The organism is Flavobacterium enshiense DK69 (genome assembly GCF_000498495.1).
Lineage (GTDB): Bacteria > Bacteroidota > Bacteroidia > Flavobacteriales > Flavobacteriaceae > Flavobacterium > Flavobacterium enshiense.
In genome coordinates, this window is record NZ_AVCS01000005.1 from 31282 (window position 1) to 48531 (window position 17250).

The 17250-nt window shown below is 39.0% G+C and carries 13 protein-coding genes; 7 read left to right on the forward strand and 6 right to left on the reverse strand.

Annotated elements, in window-relative coordinates; genetic code table 11:
* The first annotated feature begins 87 nt into the window (after positions 1–87).
* The 4 genes from FEDK69T_RS02660 (at position 88) to FEDK69T_RS02675 (ending at position 5503) form a co-directional block, all read left to right on the forward strand.
* Entirely contained in the window at positions 88–1728 is a 1641-nt protein-coding gene (locus FEDK69T_RS02660) for a S41 family peptidase (protein WP_035630677.1), read from the forward strand.
* Positions 1729–1797: 69 nt separating this feature from the next.
* Positions 1798–3783, forward strand: coding sequence for a KUP/HAK/KT family potassium transporter (locus tag FEDK69T_RS02665; RefSeq protein WP_035630676.1), 1986 nt, complete (start codon positions 1798–1800; stop codon positions 3781–3783).
* Position 3784: 1 nt separating this feature from the next.
* Entirely contained in the window at positions 3785–4597 is an 813-nt protein-coding gene (locus FEDK69T_RS02670; protein WP_023572601.1) for an OmpA family protein, read from the forward strand.
* Positions 4598–4609: 12 nt separating this feature from the next.
* Entirely contained in the window at positions 4610–5503 is an 894-nt protein-coding gene (locus tag FEDK69T_RS02675) for an OmpA family protein (protein WP_023572602.1), read from the forward strand.
* On the opposite strand, the gene FEDK69T_RS02680 is transcribed toward FEDK69T_RS02675, so the two are convergent.
* From FEDK69T_RS02680 to FEDK69T_RS02695, 4 genes are all read right to left on the reverse strand, one after another.
* Positions 5500–5946 carry a GNAT family N-acetyltransferase gene (locus FEDK69T_RS02680; protein WP_023572603.1) on the reverse strand — a complete coding sequence of 149 codons (447 nt, stop codon included), beginning with the start codon at positions 5944–5946 and terminating at the stop codon, positions 5500–5502. The genes FEDK69T_RS02675 and FEDK69T_RS02680 overlap by 4 nt on opposite strands.
* A complete protein-coding gene (locus FEDK69T_RS02685; protein WP_035630675.1) occupies positions 5943–6938 on the reverse strand; it encodes a DUF4837 family protein in 996 nt (331 codons plus the stop codon). Before FEDK69T_RS02685 ends, FEDK69T_RS02680 begins: the two co-directional genes overlap by 4 nt.
* A 30-nt stretch (positions 6939–6968) precedes the next feature.
* Positions 6969–8849, reverse strand: coding sequence for a LysM peptidoglycan-binding domain-containing protein (locus tag FEDK69T_RS02690; RefSeq protein WP_117612562.1), 1881 nt, complete (start codon positions 8847–8849; stop codon positions 6969–6971).
* Between the two features lie 107 nt (positions 8850–8956).
* Positions 8957–10144, reverse strand: coding sequence for a phosphoglycerate kinase (locus FEDK69T_RS02695; RefSeq protein WP_023572605.1), 1188 nt, complete (start codon positions 10142–10144; stop codon positions 8957–8959).
* 270 nt (positions 10145–10414) lie between these two features.
* Between FEDK69T_RS02695 and FEDK69T_RS02700 the strand changes: the two genes are divergently transcribed.
* The 3 genes from FEDK69T_RS02700 to FEDK69T_RS02710 are packed head-to-tail and all read left to right on the forward strand — an operon-like array spanning position 10415 to position 14309.
* Positions 10415–11563 (forward strand): DNA polymerase III subunit, encoded by a 1149-nt coding sequence (locus FEDK69T_RS02700; RefSeq protein ID WP_023572606.1) that lies wholly within the window; start codon positions 10415–10417, stop codon positions 11561–11563.
* Between the two features lie 3 nt (positions 11564–11566).
* The gene (locus tag FEDK69T_RS02705) at positions 11567–11953 is read left to right on the forward strand and encodes a hypothetical protein (RefSeq protein WP_023572607.1); all 387 of its coding nucleotides are present in this window, start codon (positions 11567–11569) and stop codon (positions 11951–11953) included.
* 49 nt (positions 11954–12002) lie between these two features.
* Positions 12003–14309, forward strand: coding sequence for a hypothetical protein (locus FEDK69T_RS02710; protein ID WP_023572608.1), 2307 nt, complete (start codon positions 12003–12005; stop codon positions 14307–14309).
* Positions 14310–14329: 20 nt separating this feature from the next.
* Here FEDK69T_RS02710 and FEDK69T_RS02715 read toward each other — a convergent pair whose 3' ends face one another.
* Together FEDK69T_RS02715 and FEDK69T_RS02720 are read right to left on the reverse strand one after the other, a co-directional pair.
* Entirely contained in the window at positions 14330–16600 is a 2271-nt protein-coding gene (locus FEDK69T_RS02715; RefSeq protein WP_023572609.1) for a helix-turn-helix domain-containing protein, read from the reverse strand.
* An 81-nt stretch (positions 16601–16681) separates the two neighbouring features.
* Positions 16682–17248, reverse strand: coding sequence for an OmpH family outer membrane protein (locus FEDK69T_RS02720; RefSeq protein WP_023572610.1), 567 nt, complete (start codon positions 17246–17248; stop codon positions 16682–16684).
* Between the last annotated feature and the right edge of the window lie 2 nt (positions 17249–17250).

The window sequence follows — 17250 nt, forward strand, 5'->3', positions numbered from 1 at the left end:
AATGTCATACGTTTGCCCTTTTATCCTTATTTTCGTAGTAGGGTTCTTCCTTATCCGAAGTCATCCCTGACGAAAAACGACTTAAAAATGATAGCATTGCTAAAGAGAAAATACGTCCTTCCAGTTTTGGCGGGCGGATTTTTATTTGTGGGCGCGAGTTTCAAACAAGATTTTTTTGAAATAGCAAAACAAATCGAAATTTTTACCACACTTTTCAAAACCGTAAATCAGAATTACGTAGACGAAGTGAATCCGGGTGAACTGATGGACAAAGCCATCAAGAACATGCTGGCCGATTTGGATCCGTACACCAACTATTTCAACGAGCAGGATGTGGCCCGTTTCAAAATCAATTCTACAGGTGAGTATACAGGAATCGGCGCCATGATCAACCGCAAAGAAGGGCGATTGATCGTAGTGGAACCGTACAAAAACTTCCCTGCCGATAAAGCCGGTCTGAAAGCTGGTGACGAAATTGTGCAAATAGGCGATGTGAATCTGGTAGATTTCAAAGAAGATGCCGGAACCCTTTTACGCGGGGCAAAAAACACTAAAGTCGATATCAAGTACAAACGCCAGGGCAAAATGATGACCACGCAAATCCTACTCGATGAAGTAGAGGTGAAGGCCGTTCCGTTTTATTCTTTGCTTTCCGATAAAACCACTGGGTATATTGTGCTGTCGCAATTCAACACCAAAGCTTCCTTTGAAGTAAAAGAGGCCTTAACCAAACTGAAAGGGGAGGGCGCCAGCAAATTAATCCTCGATTTGCGCGGAAATCCAGGCGGTTTATTGCATGAAGCAGTAAACATTTGTAACCTGTTCGTACCGCAAAATGAAGTGATTGTAACCACAAAATCAAAAAACGAAAAACACAACAATACCTACAAAACGCAAAGAACACCGGTAGATTTAGAAATTCCGCTGGTGGTTTTGATGGACGGAAAAAGTGCCTCGGCTTCCGAAATCGTGGCCGGTGCCTTACAGGATCTGGACAGAGCCGTAATTGTGGGAGCGCGCAGTTTCGGAAAAGGATTGGTACAACGTCCGCTGGATCTTACTTACGGAACCCAGGTAAAAGTCACTATTTCCAGATATTACACACCTTCCGGACGCTGTATCCAGGCTTTGGATTACACTCATAAAGACAAAGAAGGAAAAGCCATCCGCACCGAATCGAAAAACTACAACGCCTTTAAAACCCGAAAAGGAAGAACTGTGTATGACGGAGGCGGTATACAGCCCGATGTGGAATTAACAGAAGCCAAGCAAAGTACCGTCGCGGCTGCTTTAATGAAAAACGATGGCATCTTTAATTTTGCGACCGAGTATTACTATAAAAACCCAAATCTGGGCAATACAGTCCCTACGCTGACAGACGCCGACTTTGCAGCTTTCAAGGCTTTTCTCAAAAAAGATAACTTTCAGTTGGATACCGAAACGGAAATTGCTTTGAAAAACACATTAGCTACCGCCAAAAAAGAGAAAATAGACGAATCCATAGCAGCGGAATACCAGCAATTACAGCTGGCCTTACAACGAAGCGAAGAAAAAGAATTGGAAAAAAACAAAGCCGAAATAAAGGATTTGCTGTTAGATGAAATTATAAAACGTTACCAGTACAGGGAAGGTTTATATCAATATTACACCAAAAGCAATACTGAAATTTCGAAAGCAGTTTCCATTTTGAATAACAGCGCAGAGTATAATAAAATTCTTAAAAACTAAATTTCATACCCTTTTTAGTTTTGCTGTACTTTTTTATGATAATTTTGCGCTAATTTAAATTTTTTAAAAGTGAGTTCACACAGTAGCAACCACCTGAATAAACTAACATTAGGTGGTTTAATTGTAACCCTAGGGATTATATACGGAGATATCGGTACTTCTCCGCTTTACGTAATGAAAGCCATCATTGGCAAGCAGGCAATTGATCAGGACGTTGTTCTCGGAGCCATTTCCTGTATTTTCTGGACGTTGACTTTACAAACCACATTCAAATACGTAATCTTAACACTTCGAGCTGATAACAAAGGGGAGGGGGGAATTTTCTCGCTTTACACCCTGGTTAAAAAGTTAAAGAAAAGATGGCTAATTGTTCCTGCTATCATTGGAGGAAGTGCCCTTTTAGCCGATGGTATCATCACGCCGCCCATTTCCGTATCGTCAGCCATTGAAGGATTAAAGACATACAACCACGACCTTAATACCATTCCAATTGTAATTGCAATCCTGTTTGTGCTTTTCTTTATCCAGAGGTTTGGAAGTAAGTTTGTTGGAAAGTTTTTCGGCCCTATGATGCTGCTTTGGTTTGGAATGTTAGGGGTTTTGGGATCCATACACCTTTTTGGAAACATCTCGGTACTTAAAGCCTTAAATCCGTATTATGCCATTCACTTGCTGCAGGTACATCACGAAGGCTTTTATGTTTTGGGATACGTTTTCCTTTGTACCACAGGAGCAGAGGCTTTATATAGCGACTTAGGACACTGCGGGATTAAAAACATACGTATCAGCTGGATTTTCGTAAAGACCATGTTGGTAATCAACTATTTCGGGCAAGGAGCTTACCTGATTACGCACAGCGGAAAAACACTGACCGAATTGAGCGGCAGCGCGAGCAATCCGGGTAATCCGTTCTATCTTGTGATGCCGGACTGGTTTTTACCATTCGGAATCGCGATTGCAACTTCAGCAGCCGTTATTGCCTCGCAGGCCTTGATCAGTGGTTCCTTTACCCTGATTTCAGAAGCCATGCGTCTGAACTTATGGCCGAAAGCCCGAATTAAATATCCAACCGAATTAAAGGGGCAATTATACATTCCGTCCATCAACTGGTTATTGTTCGTTGGTTGCGTGTTCATAGTTGTGCACTTTGAAGAATCCGGGAACATGGAAGCGGCTTACGGTCTGGCCATTGTACTCTGTATGATCATGACCACCATCCTGTTAGGTTTCTTCATGGTTTTAAAACGTTATCATCCGGTTTTCATCATTACGGTGCTAGCACTGTATTTATCGATTGAGCTTTCATTCTTTGCAGCAAATATCAGCAAATTCCCTCACGGCGGTTACGTTTCGGTATTTATAGCCGGTATACTGGCCTTGGTTATGGTAGTATGGTTCACAGCCAAGAAAATCAGAAAAGAGTATACGGAATTCGTTAAACTGGAAAACTTTAAAAAAGTGATTTCCGATTTGAGTAATGACCTCTCCATTCCAAAATATGCGACGCATTTGATTTATTTAACAAATGCAGAAATAAGCAATGAAATTGAATCAAAAATTGTATATTCGATTTTACAAAAAAGACCGAAACGTGCCGATATCTACTGGTTTGTCCACGTGAATGTAACCGATGAGCCGTATGAAATGGAATACCGCGTACGCGAAATGGTTAAAGACGACATTATCCGTGTGGATTTCTATTTAGGTTTCCGTGTGGCGCCGAGAATTAACCTTCTTTTCAAAAAAGTAGTTCAGGACATGGTGAAAAACGGGGAAGTAGATATCACCAGCCGCTACGAATCGCTGCAACGAAACAACGTAATTGGTGATTTTAAGTTTGTATTGATTGAGAAATTCATATCGTATGATAACGATTTCCCTTGGTATCAGAGAATAATTTTGGACCTATACTTTTTATTGAAAAAAGTCAGTTTATCGGAAGAAGAAGCATTTGGATTGGACAGCAGTTCTGTAAAAGTGGAACAATACCCGATTTTGATTAATCCTCCGGCAGATATCAATTTACAGCGAATAAAAGACCGTAGCCATCATTAAGATGAAAAAAGTAGTTTTCCTTTTGTTGTTGTTTACCCGACTTGCCTATGCCCAGGAAGAAGTCGTGCATTCGGTGTATTTTGAATTTGACAAATACATCCTTGATGACAAACAGGCTAATGAAGTGGTCGCTTTCGTAAAAGCAATTGACACGTCGAGAATAGAAAGCGTTCAGATTTACGGTTATTGTGACGACAGAGGAAAAGACGCCTACAATTACAAATTGTCCAGCAACAGGGCCAATACGATTAAAAACAAACTGATCGAGAAAGGAATCAAGAACAAGATTATCATAACCATCGAAGGAAAAGGACGTATCTTGATTGATGATGATATCGTCGACAACCTTCCTGAAGTACGTCAGAAAAACAGACGTGTGGATGTTGTGATGAACTTCAAACCAGTGCCACCAAAACCGATACCTGGGGTTTACAAAGACATCAAAAAGGATCTTATTGTGGGCGACCGCATCTATCTGGAAAAGATTTTTTTTGACAATGGAAGCAGTAAACTTACGTCAAAATCCAAACTGGAATTGGATCGTATAGCGCGCATCCTTCACAAGTACAAAAACATACAATTTGAAATTCAGGGTCACATCTGTTGTACACCAACCTTTCAAAAGGAAGCCATCGATAAGGATACCCGAAAAAGGATGCTTTCCATCAACCGGGCAGAAGCCGTTTATAAATACCTTATTTTTAAAAGAATCGAAAAAAGCAGAATGACCTTCAAAGGCTATGGCAACACAAGGCCTTTAGGAAATGGTCCGGATCAGGACAGACGAGTAGAATTTGTTATTACGAAAATCTAACAGCTTTAGCCTATGAAGAAGCTTTTTACTTTCCTTTTTTTGTTCAGTCTGACATTGGGTTATTCTCAGGAATTAACTCAGGTAAAAACCGATAAATACTCCGTTTTTTTTGACTTTGATAAATCCAAATTAACCGATGAGGAAAATAAAAGGCTTAACGATTACGTAAAAAGCCTGGGTGACATCGTAATACTTTCCATCGGATTGGAGGGTTTTTGCGACGATAGGGGAAGTATCGAGTACAATAGGGGATTGTCACAACGCCGCGCCAAAACGGTTTCCGACATCCTTCAGGAAATAGCTTCCAAACAGAAAAACGTGGAAGGGAAGGGAAAGATCGATTTACGGATTACTGAACTTCAACTCAGTGATGACGAATTGGATGCCACGCGTCAGTTAAACCGCAGGGTAGACATCTATCTGGAATATTTTCATAATGATTTTATCGATTTAAGTAAGCCAAAAGATTCCCTTCCGTCAAAAATCCAGGTGGAAAACCGACAGCTTCGTTTGAAAACTTTTGAGGAAAAACCTTTGAAAGTAGGGGATATCATCAAATTGAAAGATTTGTATTTCGAAGGCGGCCGTGCTGTTTTACTAAGAAAATCAGAGAAACAGCTTGACAAACTTTTGAACGAACTCAAAAACAATCCGAACTTTAAATTTCAGATCCAGGGTCATGTTTGCTGTATAGATACCGAATATTTTCGTGATGCGGTGGACGAAGACACTGGGATAAACAATCTCTCTGAGGCTAGGGCCAAAGCTATTTTCGCCTATCTGAAAGCCAACGGAATCCCGGAAGAACGTATGTCATACAAAGGTTTTGGCCGTGATTATCCATTGGAAGGGGAGAAAGAGCGCAACAACAAACGCGTGGAAATCTGCATCACCAGCATCGATTAACCTCGTTTCATCTCTATGTGCGGAATATCGTCTTCCAGATAAACCTCGCTGGTTGCGACAAAACCGTGACTTTCGTAGAATTTCTTTAGGTATAATTGTGCCGAAATCGTGATTTTAGATTCGCCATAGTGCTCCGAAATTCCTGCAATGGCTTTCTTCATAAGATCATGTCCCCATTTCTTGTCGCGAAAACCGGGTTTTACGATCACACGCCCTATAGAAGCATTTTCAAAATAATCCCCAGGTGCAAACAGTCGTGCATAGGCTACCAAAACTCCGTCATACATCCCAAGAAGGTGCAACGCTTTGTCGTCTTTTCCATCAATGTCCTGATAAACGCAATTTTGTTCGACTACAAACACTTCTGAACGCAATTGCAACACTTGATATATCTCGGCGGGAGAAAATGCCTTAAAAGGCTTTATTTTGAATTCTGGTTTCATTTGCTTTTCGGATTTATAAACTGAGTGGATTTAATGATCGATTCCAATTCAAAAATCTGATCCCTTTTCGCACTTGACGGATTGTAAACAAATCCTTCCACAATGATATAGCGATGATTTTTCACGTCTTTGATCACATAATTCAAAAAAGGGCCATTCATGAAATTATTTTGCAGTTCCCAAGTTCCCCGCGTCTCAAAGGCAGGCATACCATCGATTGTTGTTTTCGAAACATATGGATAGTAACTCTCTTCCGTTTGCATACTAGATTTGTCCATCATACCATGAATGTATTTACTCCCGATAGAATCTCGTATACGAATGGTGTTATGAACCGCATCTCCTTTTTTGAAAGAAGAAAATGGTACCTGATAAATAAGCAAACTGGAATTGCCCGATGGAATGTCCTTCTTAAGCCACACGAACTTATTCTTCATAAGTGCATACGAAAAGCTGTTCGGAATCTGTAGCGAGATATTGAATTTCTGCTTGATTTTCTTATCATCGAACAACGCTTTTGCGTTAGTTTTCTGATATTCGATGATTTCGGAATAACTGATGCTGCTGGTTAAAGCCGGCGCGTGCAATTCGATGGTTTCGATGATTTCGTTCAAATTGTGCCCGCTGATGTAAAAGATGTTTTGAGGAACGGCATATTTATCCATTACATGCTTAAACTCGGGCCCGGGCGCTTTGGAAATGATAACGATATTGCGTCCGAGTTTTACATTACCTCCTAAAAATTTAGGTGAATACTGATTGAGGGTAAAAAGCGGTTCTTCTTCCTGAAGACCGTCAACGGGAGCAGCGAGTTTTTTTCTTAGTTCGTCACCGATTTCGCCATTCCATAAAACATCATCGATAATAACAGAAACCGAATTTATATTCCCGGTAGATGCAGGCAAAATAAATTCTCCCTGCTTTGCTGTTTTCTCACAAGCGGTTAGGAAAAGAAACAATAACAGGCCGAAAAAAAAATTCGCTTTTCTCACAGTGTTGTTTTGAAAAGCGAATTTACTAAATTATCCGTTGATTTTGAGTTTCATTCCGGGTCTGATGTCATCGCCATCACCCTTAATATTGTTGAGTTTTTTGATCTCTGCTACGGTAGTGCCCATTTTTTTCGAAATTCTAAGTAATGAATCTCCCTTCTGTACCACATAAAGACGCTCCTCTTGAAGCTTCTTCTCTTTAACAGATTTCTTGTTTTCTTTAGCAACAACTTTTTCCACAGAAGCAACTGCATCATCTGAAGCCTGAATTTTTAATTCCTGTCCGGCTCTGATTCCCTCATCGTTAAGGTTGTTCCATTCTTTCAACTGCGCAGCAGTAACGTTGTTTTTAGCGGCAATCTTGGTAAGATTATCTCCTTGCAGTACAGTATAAACTTTTTCATTTGCGACAACTGCAATTGCAGGTTCTGACGTTTTTACCACCGGATCAGCCACTTTAAGCGTATCTGCTTTTTTCTTTCTCAACGCGGTTTTATCGGCCACAGCCACAGTCGTTTCATACTGTATTTTCAACTTCTGACCTGCATTTACCGAAGATTTTTTAAGTTTATTCCACTTTTTCAGCTCATCTGTTGAAACATTATTATTTTCTGCTATTTCCGAAAGATTATCGCCTCGTTTTACAGTATAATATTTGATTTTAGTCTTTTTAACCGATTTCATTGCCACTTCTTCTTCATCTTCAGAATCCGGGGCATTGTTATTAGAAGCAACCGCTGTCTGAATAGAATCTGAAACAATGGTTCTCGGTTTTTTCACTTTGAACTGTTGTTTTTCTCTTTTGCTTTCTTCATAATCGACATAAGCGTATACCTTGTCTTCGTTCGATGTAAAGATCGCTAACTTATCTTTCGGCAAACGAATGAAATGCGCTTTATCAGAAACGAATGGCACCACATTTCTTTTATAAATCGGATTCAAAAATCGCAACTGCTCTTCCGGCATGTCCAACAAATCAGCAATCTGTTTGAAGGTCATTTGCTTCTTAACCATTACGGTATCCGTTTCGAAATAAGTCACCGATGCTCTTTTCGGAACAATTCCGTGTTCTTTTCTGTACTCATACACATACATGGTAGCATAAAAAGCAGGTAAATATCCCTGAGTTTCAGGATGCATGAACTTACGAATGTTCCAGTAATTCGTTTGCCCGCCAGAACGACGAATCGCTTTGGCAATATTTCCAGGACCGGTGTTATACGACGCTAAAACCAAATCCCAGTCATTAAAGATTTTATACATGTTGGTGAAATACTGACAAGCTGCTTCCGTTGCTTTCAACGGATCATAACGCTCATCCACATAAGAATTCACCTCAAGGTTATATTGTTTTCCGGTCTCATACATGAACTGCCATAAACCGCTGGCACCCACTCTGGATTTCGCTAATGGGTTTAAAGCTGATTCAACAATAGCTAAATATTTTATTTCCAAAGGAAGATCATATTTTTCCAAGCTCTTTTCAAACATCGGGAAGTAATATTCCGAAAGTGCCATCAGACGCTCGAAAGCGCGCGGACGGTTTTTCAAAAACGATTTGATTACGTTTTCTATCGTTGAGTTGTACTCGACATGAAAAGGGGTTTTCTCATCCAATTTTTTCAGTCTTTCTTTTAAAAGATCAGTCGACAAATTATACGAAATGGCTTCGCCAGCGGTTCCCTGAGTAACTGCTGCCTGCATTTCATCAAAAAGCTCCTGATTATTCAATTCTTTCAACCACATTTCGTCGATGTGTTTACCTGCTTCATGATGCGCGAACGTAGCCTTGATGGAATCAAGATACGAAAGTTTTGGAGCTGAAGTAATAGCAACCTCTTGTTCCACTGTTTCCTGGGCCATTACAGCCATGGAACAGATCCCGAAAATTAGTGAAAATACCTTTGTCATCTTCATACTTTTTTTTTATAATCAACTATTATTCAATCATTTAGAAGCGATGCAAACATAATATCTAATAACTGAGAAATTCAAAAAATATTGTTAAAACTTGAAAATTAATTTTCAATCGCTGCAATTCCAGGTAAAGTTTTTCCTTCTAACATTTCCAACATTGCCCCGCCACCAGTGGATACATAGCTCATCTTTGGCTCTAATCCGAATTGTTTTACTGCAGCTACCGAATCACCGCCACCTACTAGAGAAAAAGCGCCATTTTGAGTAGCTTCGGAAATGAAATTCCCTAAAGTAATCGTTCCTCCTGCAAATTTTTCCAATTCGAAAACACCTAATGGCCCGTTCCAAAGAATCGTTTTTGAATTTTTGATTACGTCTTCCAAAGCTTCTAACGATTTCGGGCCTACGTCTAGACCTTGCCATCCAGCCGGTATGTTGTTAACATCTACCACCTGAGTATTGGCTTCGTTCGAAAACGCATCGGCAGCCACAACATCCACAGGCAAGTGAATCTGAACGTTTTTCGCTTTGGCTTTTTCAAGGATTTCAAGCGCCAAGGTCATTTTATCGTCTTCACAAATCGAATTTCCAATGTTTCCGCCCAAGGCTTTGATGAATGTAAACGTCATTCCGCCTCCGATAATCATGTGATCAATTTTATCCAGAACGTTTTCAATAACCGTAATTTTTGAAGATACTTTTGAACCTCCAAGTACCGCAGTTACGGGTTTTACGGAATTGTTCAATACTTTGTTTAAGCTTTCGATTTCTTTCGCCAACAAAGTTCCGAAACATTTATTTTCAGGGAAAAACTGCGCAATGATGGTAGTTGAAGCGTGCGCTCTGTGTGCCGTACCGAAAGCGTCATTCACATAGATATCTCCCAATTTCGCTAATTTCTCGGCAAAAGCCAAATCACCTTTTTCTTCTTCGGCATAAAAACGAAGGTTCTCTAGCAACAAGACTTCTCCTGCTTGTAAATCAGCCACCGCTTTTTCAGCCACTTCTCCGATACAATCAGAAGCAAATTTTACCGGAACGCCAAGTACTTCTTCCGTTTTTGCAACGATATGTTTCAATGAATACTTTGCTTCAACGCCTTTTGGTCTTCCCAAATGCGACATCAGAACCACACTTCCGCCGTCTTTTAAAATTTTATCAATAGTAGGCTTAGCAGCTTCAATACGGTTCGCATCGGTTACGTTAAAATTCTCATCCAACGGAACGTTAAAATCGACACGGATTATGGCTTTTTTTCCTTCAAAATTAAAATCGGCAAGAGTCTTCATTCTGTATATTTTTATTAATTATTTAGTCTATAATCAGCAAATATACGATTTTTCTTTTTTTAGCTCTTTTGCGCAGGCCTTTTTAGACGAATTCACAATTTTTCAGATGAAGTAACAATTTTAAACAAATTGCACAAAAGAGGAAAGCACAAGCTGAACCGTAAATCCACCATCCATTGCTGATTCATGCAATGAAAAGACGTTACAAAATCAGGTTTTTACCACGCCATTTTTCCTTGCCCTGATTAAACTTTCTGTTATCTTTGCTACATGTTATTTCAAGAAATTTTAGGGCAACAGCATATCAAAAGTCATTTGACAAAAAGTGCCGATTCAGGCCGTATTCCCCATGCCCAATTGTTTGTGGGACCGGAAGGATCGGGGACTTTATCGATGGCCATTGCCTATGCCCGCTATATTTTGTGTTCAAATACTTCCGGGGAAAACACCAACGGAAACGAAGCCTGCAATCTGAAATTTGAACATTTTTCACACCCAGACCTGCATTTTGTTTTTCCGGTAGCGACCAACAACGAAGTTAAAAGCCATCCCGTAAGTGCCAATTTCATGAAGCAATGGCGGGAATTCGTAACCGAAAACCCGTACGGTAGTCTGTTCGATTGGCTGAAATCGCTTGGAATTCAGAATAAACAGGGACAGATAGGGGTGGACGAGGCCCAGGAAATCATGAAATCACTTTCATTAAAAGCCTATGAAGGCGGTTACAAAGTGATGATAATCTGGATGGCCGACAAAATGAACACCGCTACTTCCAACAAACTTTTGAAATTACTTGAAGAACCGCCGCAAAAAACGGTTTTCCTTTTGGTGACAGAAAATCAGGATGATATCATGCAGACCATTTTATCGCGCTGTCAGGTATTGGATTTTAAAGGATTACCCGAAAAAGTTATTGCCGAAGCTTTGGTTTCACGTGAAAACATCGAGGAAAAACTCGCTTTGCGAATCGCCCATCAATCCCAAGGAAATTATAACAGAGCACTCCATCTGCTGCACAAAGACGACACAGAATTTCCGTTTGAAGAATGGTTCGTACAATGGGTACGCGCCGCTTTCCGTGCCAAAGGTAATGCTGCCGCCATTTTAGATCTGACCAGCTGGAGCGAGGAAATTGCCGGCATCGGACGTGAAGCACAAAAACAGTTTTTGCATTTTTGCGTGGAGATGTTCCGTCAGGCATTGTTGCTGAATTATCAGTCGTCGTCACTAGTGTATATTGAGCCGACCGTAGATAAATTCAAGTTGGAAAATTTTGCGCCTTTTGTAAACGGCAATAATATAAACGAGATTTTTGCGGAGCTTTCCGATGCGATTTATCACATCGAACGCAACGGAAATGCGAAAATCATTCTGACAGATTTATCGATAAAGCTCACCCGTTTAATCCATAAAAAATAAGCCATGACAAATACAGAAGTCTTCGGTATGCTTATTCTTGCCTTTTTAGCTCTTACTTTCTTACATTCAGGTTACGAAAAAATAGCCGATTGGAAAGAAACCGTAACGGGATTAAAAGAACATTTCAAAGCAACTTTCCTCAAAAATCATGTACCGGCTGCTTTGGGATTGCTTTGGATTACCGAAGTTATTGCCGGCGCATTGTGCGTGGTGGGCATTTTTCAATTGATTTCCAATGGAAGTACAACGATTGGCCATTATGGTGCGGTCATGTCATGTATTACTCTTTTACTGATGCTTTTCGGTCAGCGATTGGCCAAAGATTATGACGGAGCACGGACTATCGCCATTTATTATATTCCAGCAATTTTGGCTGTGTATTGGTTGTAGTAAACACAAACCAATTGCTTCATATCATCTGAATTAAAACTATTGTCATATGACTAAATTTTGCTTTAGTGTTATTTTATTTGCGTATTCAGCATTTGCTCAGGAAGATTTCAAAAACAAAATAGTCGAACCGCTTCAAAAGAATAATTTATATTTTGAAAAGGCTTTTGTCCATACCAATAAAACGACCTATTTAGACGATGATGTAATTTGGTTTCAAGCTTACGTTGCAGATAATAACAATCTGCCTTCAAATAAAACCACTCTTTTATATGTGAATCTGACCGATTCAGGAGGACAGGTCATTGCTTCAAAAAACATTTTCATTTCCAACGGAATTGGCGTGGGCGAGTTTGACATTGCCAATATCAATGGCTCCGGCCAGTATTTTATTCAGGCCTATACAAATAACATGCGAAATTTCGGCGATGCTAATTTTTTCATTAAAGAAATTAATGTCATTAAAGAACCGTCGGTCACAGATAAATCCATAAGAAACGAATACGATATTCAATTTTTTCCTGAAAGCGGTTATTTATTGGATGATACTGAGAATGTTTTAGGCATAAAATTATTGACAAATGGTAAAGGAACCGATTTCACAGGCAGGATTATCAACAGTAAAAATCAGGAAATTACACGTTTTAAAAACAAATATTCAGGACTGAGTTCTTGTAAATTTAAGTATGCATCCGGAGAATCCTACCAGGCAATAATTGAAACGAACGATACGATAATCAAATTGAAAATCCCTGAAAGTGAAAAAAGAGAGCTTTTACTAGCCGTTGACAATTCCAATCAGCAACTGGAAATAGAACTGAAAGCACCGGAAAAGTTAGTCCAAGAGCTTAATAAACATAATTTCACGTTATTATTTCATCAGAACCACACGATAATAGATTATTTTCAAATTGATCCAAAATCGATGATCAATAAAAAAATTGAAATCGACAAGCAGCAATTAAAAAATGGGGTTAATACCATAACATTGTTCAAAAATTATGAACCCATCGCGGAAAGGAAGTTTTATATTGATAATCAACTCGATGAATTGTCGGTAAGCCTGGAAAAAGACAATTCGAAAAACGATTCGATAGTATGCAACCTTAAGATCCTTAACAAGGACAAGCCCTTAAAATCGCGATTAAGCATAAGTGTTTTGCCTGAAAGCACCGCTGATTTTAATGAAACAACAACAATAAAAAGCGCTTTTTTACTTACGCCCTATGTTACCGGGTATATTGAAAACCCAGGATATTATTTCGATCCTAAAAATCCAAAAAGACTTGAACATCTGGATTTATTGTTGCTGACTCAGGGTTTTGTCCGATATTCATTTACTGAGATGGTAACGGCTTTTAATCCAAAGCCTGTTTATGAATTTGAATTGGGATTTAAACTAAAAGGAACTGTTTCGCCGCTAGCCACAAATTATCTAGGATTAATCGCTAAAAACAATACCTTAATTCAAAAAATATATTTAAAAAACAGCAATTCCTTCGAATTTAACAAGCTGTTATTGTATAGAAACGACGCTGTAAAAATTTCCTTTTTATCAGCAGAAAACGAGGCATTTCAACCGGAAAAGATACGTTTGAATACAGTTGAAAAAAGCACTTTTCCAAAAATAAATCGATATAAAATAAGCGCACCTAAAAAAGAACTCTTTACTGAAAAGCAATACGAAGAATACAAGTATTATTACGGCACCCGATTAAATGAAATCACTATAAAAAGTAAAAAATCAAGTAAGAATAGCATCCGATTAGACAAATTAGCAAAAAAATACAGGTCAAAAGTTTTTGATATTGGTGCGTATTACGAAATCGAAATGCCTGAAGATTCCCGTAAAAACAACGAATTGTTTATGAGCTTTTTCCTTCGGAACCAAGGAATACGCATGGTGAATTGGAAAGGGATTGAGGATTATTTAGAAGTTTCCTATGGTACAGAGGCCGCCTTATATGTTAATGGAAGACGAATTACAGCAACAGAATTGAGTACCTTGTCTTTAAAAATGAAGGATGTAGAAGCAGTAATGAAACAACCTTTTAAAAATTATATTAAATACCAGGTTTTCACAAACGAGCGGTACAATAACGACATCGTAGAACTATTCGATGAATTTATAGTAACAAACGCCTATGACAGATCTAAAAAATACTATACTCCGGCTTTTAATCACAAGCGACCTTCAGGTTTTATGGAAATGGATTGGAAAACCAATTTAACAACAGATAATAACGGTCGGAGCGCTTTTAAAATAGTTAAAACTGATGTAACACAAAAAACCATTTTTTCCATTCAGGGTTTATCCGAAGATGGTGTTTTGATTAGCGAAATAATAGTAAAATAGATGCTGTTAAAGAATTAAAGCTATGGCTTCATACTGGACTTAAACAACCGCAATTCGTCCCAGGTGAATTTATCGCCGTGAATATCTTTCAGTTCGCCAAGGCTTTCCCCTTTAAAATCATAGAATGCTTCACGCAGGGCAGCAATTTTATCATCAGGTAAAATATCGGAAAGTTGAATCACTTCCATCTGGATCAACTTAGTGAAATGGCTGAAAATAGTACCAGGTGTGAGTTTGCGCAACTTGGCTATTTCATGGATAGAATGGTTTTGTTTCCACAATTCCAAGGTTTCTTCAATGGTCGCTTTCTTTGGCTGTTTTTCTTTTTTGGCTTTTGGTTCGTAGTACGAAACATCGTCATCGTCAACCAAAGACGCACTCATCGACCTGAATCGTTCTGCCACGATGACTAACTTATTGATTTTATACTGACTACTTTCTTGAGAAATTAAATTCTGTTTTGAAATCTCTTTGCCTTCCACAATTATTTTTAGCAATTGCAATGCTTTTTTCAATTGCAGCACGGTTTTGATTTGAAGTTCTTCCAAAACCAACAATTCATCGTAGAATGCTTTTACCTTTTTGACACGCCTGATTTCTTCTATTTTCAGCAAAACAGATTCTACCACAGTATCCAAAGGGGAAAAGAAATAATTATAAGCCGCTTCACAACGTTGTCTGATGAAGGCAATATCAACAGGGTCAGCAGAAAACAATTGATACAACTGACTCTGAAATTTAGTCGACGCGTCAGCCAACTGCTCCATACTATCAACATTCGATTGCGCCCAGTTTTTGTGTTTGGATTTAGGCGATTTTGGAGCCTCCTGCTTGTAACTGTAACTGTGATTGCGCCATTCCTGTATCAATTGTCTGAAATCGAAACTGGTAATCAAGGTGTTACGCAAATATTGGGAAGTTTCCGAGGAAAGCGAATCGGCTAATGTTGCTTCATTAGCTTTGTTGGAAGCATATTCAATAACATCCTCATCCGAGGAAATGCCATTCATCCTAAGCGGAGAAAGCAAAATAAGCCCTTTTAAGGAACGTAAACGCGAAAGGGCTACATAGGCCTGCCCTGGAGCAAAAACTTGCGATACATCCAATACAGCCTTGTCGAAAGTCAATCCCTGACTCTTATGTACGGTAATGGCCCAAGCCAATTTGATAGGGAAGTGGGTGAATGTTCCTAAAAGTTCCTCTTCGACTTCCTTGGTGTTTTCGTTGATTTTATATCTAATGTTCTGCCATTCATAGCGTTCCACTTCAATGGTTTTGTTTTCATCGGGGAAATGCACCAGAATTTCATTTTCGGCCAACGATTTGATTATGCCCATTTTTCCATTGAAAAATTGTTTTTCAAATGACAAATCGTTTTTAATAAACATGATCTGCGCTCCAACTTTTAGCTGAAGATTCGGATCCACAGGATAAATTTTTTCCGGAAAATCATCCACAATAAGGGGTTTATACGTGTATTGTTTTCCGGATAAGGCCGCAAGTGATTCGCTGTTAATCCCATCTGCCTTGGCATTATGCGTGGTTAAAATAATATATCCTTTATTATTTTTAACATCAAAATCAGGCTTCACGAATTGGTTTAAAACCTCAATATCATTTTGCGTAATCGTATTATTTCTCAGGTTATTCAAAACGGAAATAAACACATCATCCGTCTGACGGAAAATTTTATCCAATTCAATGTACAAAGGCGGAAATTGCTGAATTACATGCGAATGAAAAAAGAACATTCCGCGGTAATATTTTTGCAATACATTCCATTCTTCATTTTTTACAACGGGAGGCAATTGTAATAAATCTCCTATATATAATACTTGGACACCACCGAAAGGACGCTCGTTACGTCGTACTTTCCGCATCATAAAATCCATGGCATCCAGCGTATCGGCACGGAGCATACTCACTTCATCAATCACCAAAAGTTCCATATTTCTGATGACAGCACGTTTTTGCGCACCCATATTGAAATGGCGCGATAGCGAGGCCTGGGTTTCAAACTTTACCGTATCCGAAAAATGGGGGAGGGACTTGGAATCGGGAACAAAAGCGGCGAAAGGCAATTGAAACATCGAATGAATCGTAACCCCGCCGGCATTCAAAGCGGCAATCCCTGTTGGTGCGACAACCACTGTATTTTTATGAGTTGTCGCAATTATTTCGCGAAGCAGTGTTGTTTTTCCTGTACCGGCTTTACCTGTTAGGAAAATCGATTTACTTGTTTGGTTGATAAACCGTAGTGTGTAAGATGCTGCGGCAGAAAGTTGCTTCATTTGGCGTATAATTTGGAGGGTGAAAGTAGTAAAAAATCAATCCGTGAACAAATAAAAAAGCCTCCAATCGGAGGCTCTTAATTATTTTTTTTCTTCTTCTTTTTTAGTTGTTTGCGGACCTTTATAATTGTCATTCAGCTCTTTAATAAGAATGCCGGTAATATCATATCCATCTTTTGCGTAAAGTACAGTGGCAGACATATCACCAGTTCCATAGATATAATCATAGCCGTTCTTTTTCCCATATTCTTTGATATACTCTTTGATTCTCGTTACCAGGCTGTCATTTTCTTTTCCGCTTTCTTCCTGAAGTGTTCTGATAATAGATTCTTGTTTCATGCCTAATTCCTGCTCTCTTTTTTGAAGTTCAGCTCCTTTCGCCTGAGCCCATGCCGGTCCTTTTAACTGTGCATTTTGACGAAAAGAAGCAGCCTCACTTTGGAATTGAGAAGCTTCACCACGAAGTTCGCGTCCCATTTCTTCCGATTTTACTTTGTATTTATCTTCTATGTCTTTAGCTTCTTTATTTTCTTTCAACAATTTTGAAATATCCACATAAGCGGTTTTTGTTTTTTCAGCCGAAGGAGTTTCTTTGTTACAAGAGATCATTGCCAAAGAAGCAATCGATAGTAAAATCAGTCTTTTCATTT

Excerpts from the sequence above, each read along its gene's own strand:
- FEDK69T_RS02700 (WP_023572606.1), top strand. The coding sequence starts at position 10,415 with ATGTTATTTCAAGAAATTTTAGGGCAACAGCATATCAAAAGTCATTTG.
- FEDK69T_RS02715 (WP_023572609.1), bottom strand. The coding sequence starts at position 16,600 with ATGAAGCAACTTTCTGCCGCAGCATCTTACACACTACGGTTTATCAAC.
- FEDK69T_RS02695 (WP_023572605.1), bottom strand. The coding sequence starts at position 10,144 with ATGAAGACTCTTGCCGATTTTAATTTTGAAGGAAAAAAAGCCATAATC.
- FEDK69T_RS02670 (WP_023572601.1), top strand. The coding sequence starts at position 3,785 with ATGAAAAAAGTAGTTTTCCTTTTGTTGTTGTTTACCCGACTTGCCTAT.
- FEDK69T_RS02705 (WP_023572607.1), top strand. The coding sequence starts at position 11,567 with ATGACAAATACAGAAGTCTTCGGTATGCTTATTCTTGCCTTTTTAGCT.
- FEDK69T_RS02710 (WP_023572608.1), top strand. The coding sequence starts at position 12,003 with ATGACTAAATTTTGCTTTAGTGTTATTTTATTTGCGTATTCAGCATTT.
- FEDK69T_RS02680 (WP_023572603.1), bottom strand. The coding sequence starts at position 5,946 with ATGAAACCAGAATTCAAAATAAAGCCTTTTAAGGCATTTTCTCCCGCC.
- FEDK69T_RS02660 (WP_035630677.1), top strand. The coding sequence starts at position 88 with ATGATAGCATTGCTAAAGAGAAAATACGTCCTTCCAGTTTTGGCGGGC.
- FEDK69T_RS02720 (WP_023572610.1), bottom strand. The coding sequence starts at position 17,248 with ATGAAAAGACTGATTTTACTATCGATTGCTTCTTTGGCAATGATCTCT.
- FEDK69T_RS02675 (WP_023572602.1), top strand. The coding sequence starts at position 4,610 with ATGAAGAAGCTTTTTACTTTCCTTTTTTTGTTCAGTCTGACATTGGGT.
- FEDK69T_RS02690 (WP_117612562.1), bottom strand. The coding sequence starts at position 8,849 with ATGACAAAGGTATTTTCACTAATTTTCGGGATCTGTTCCATGGCTGTA.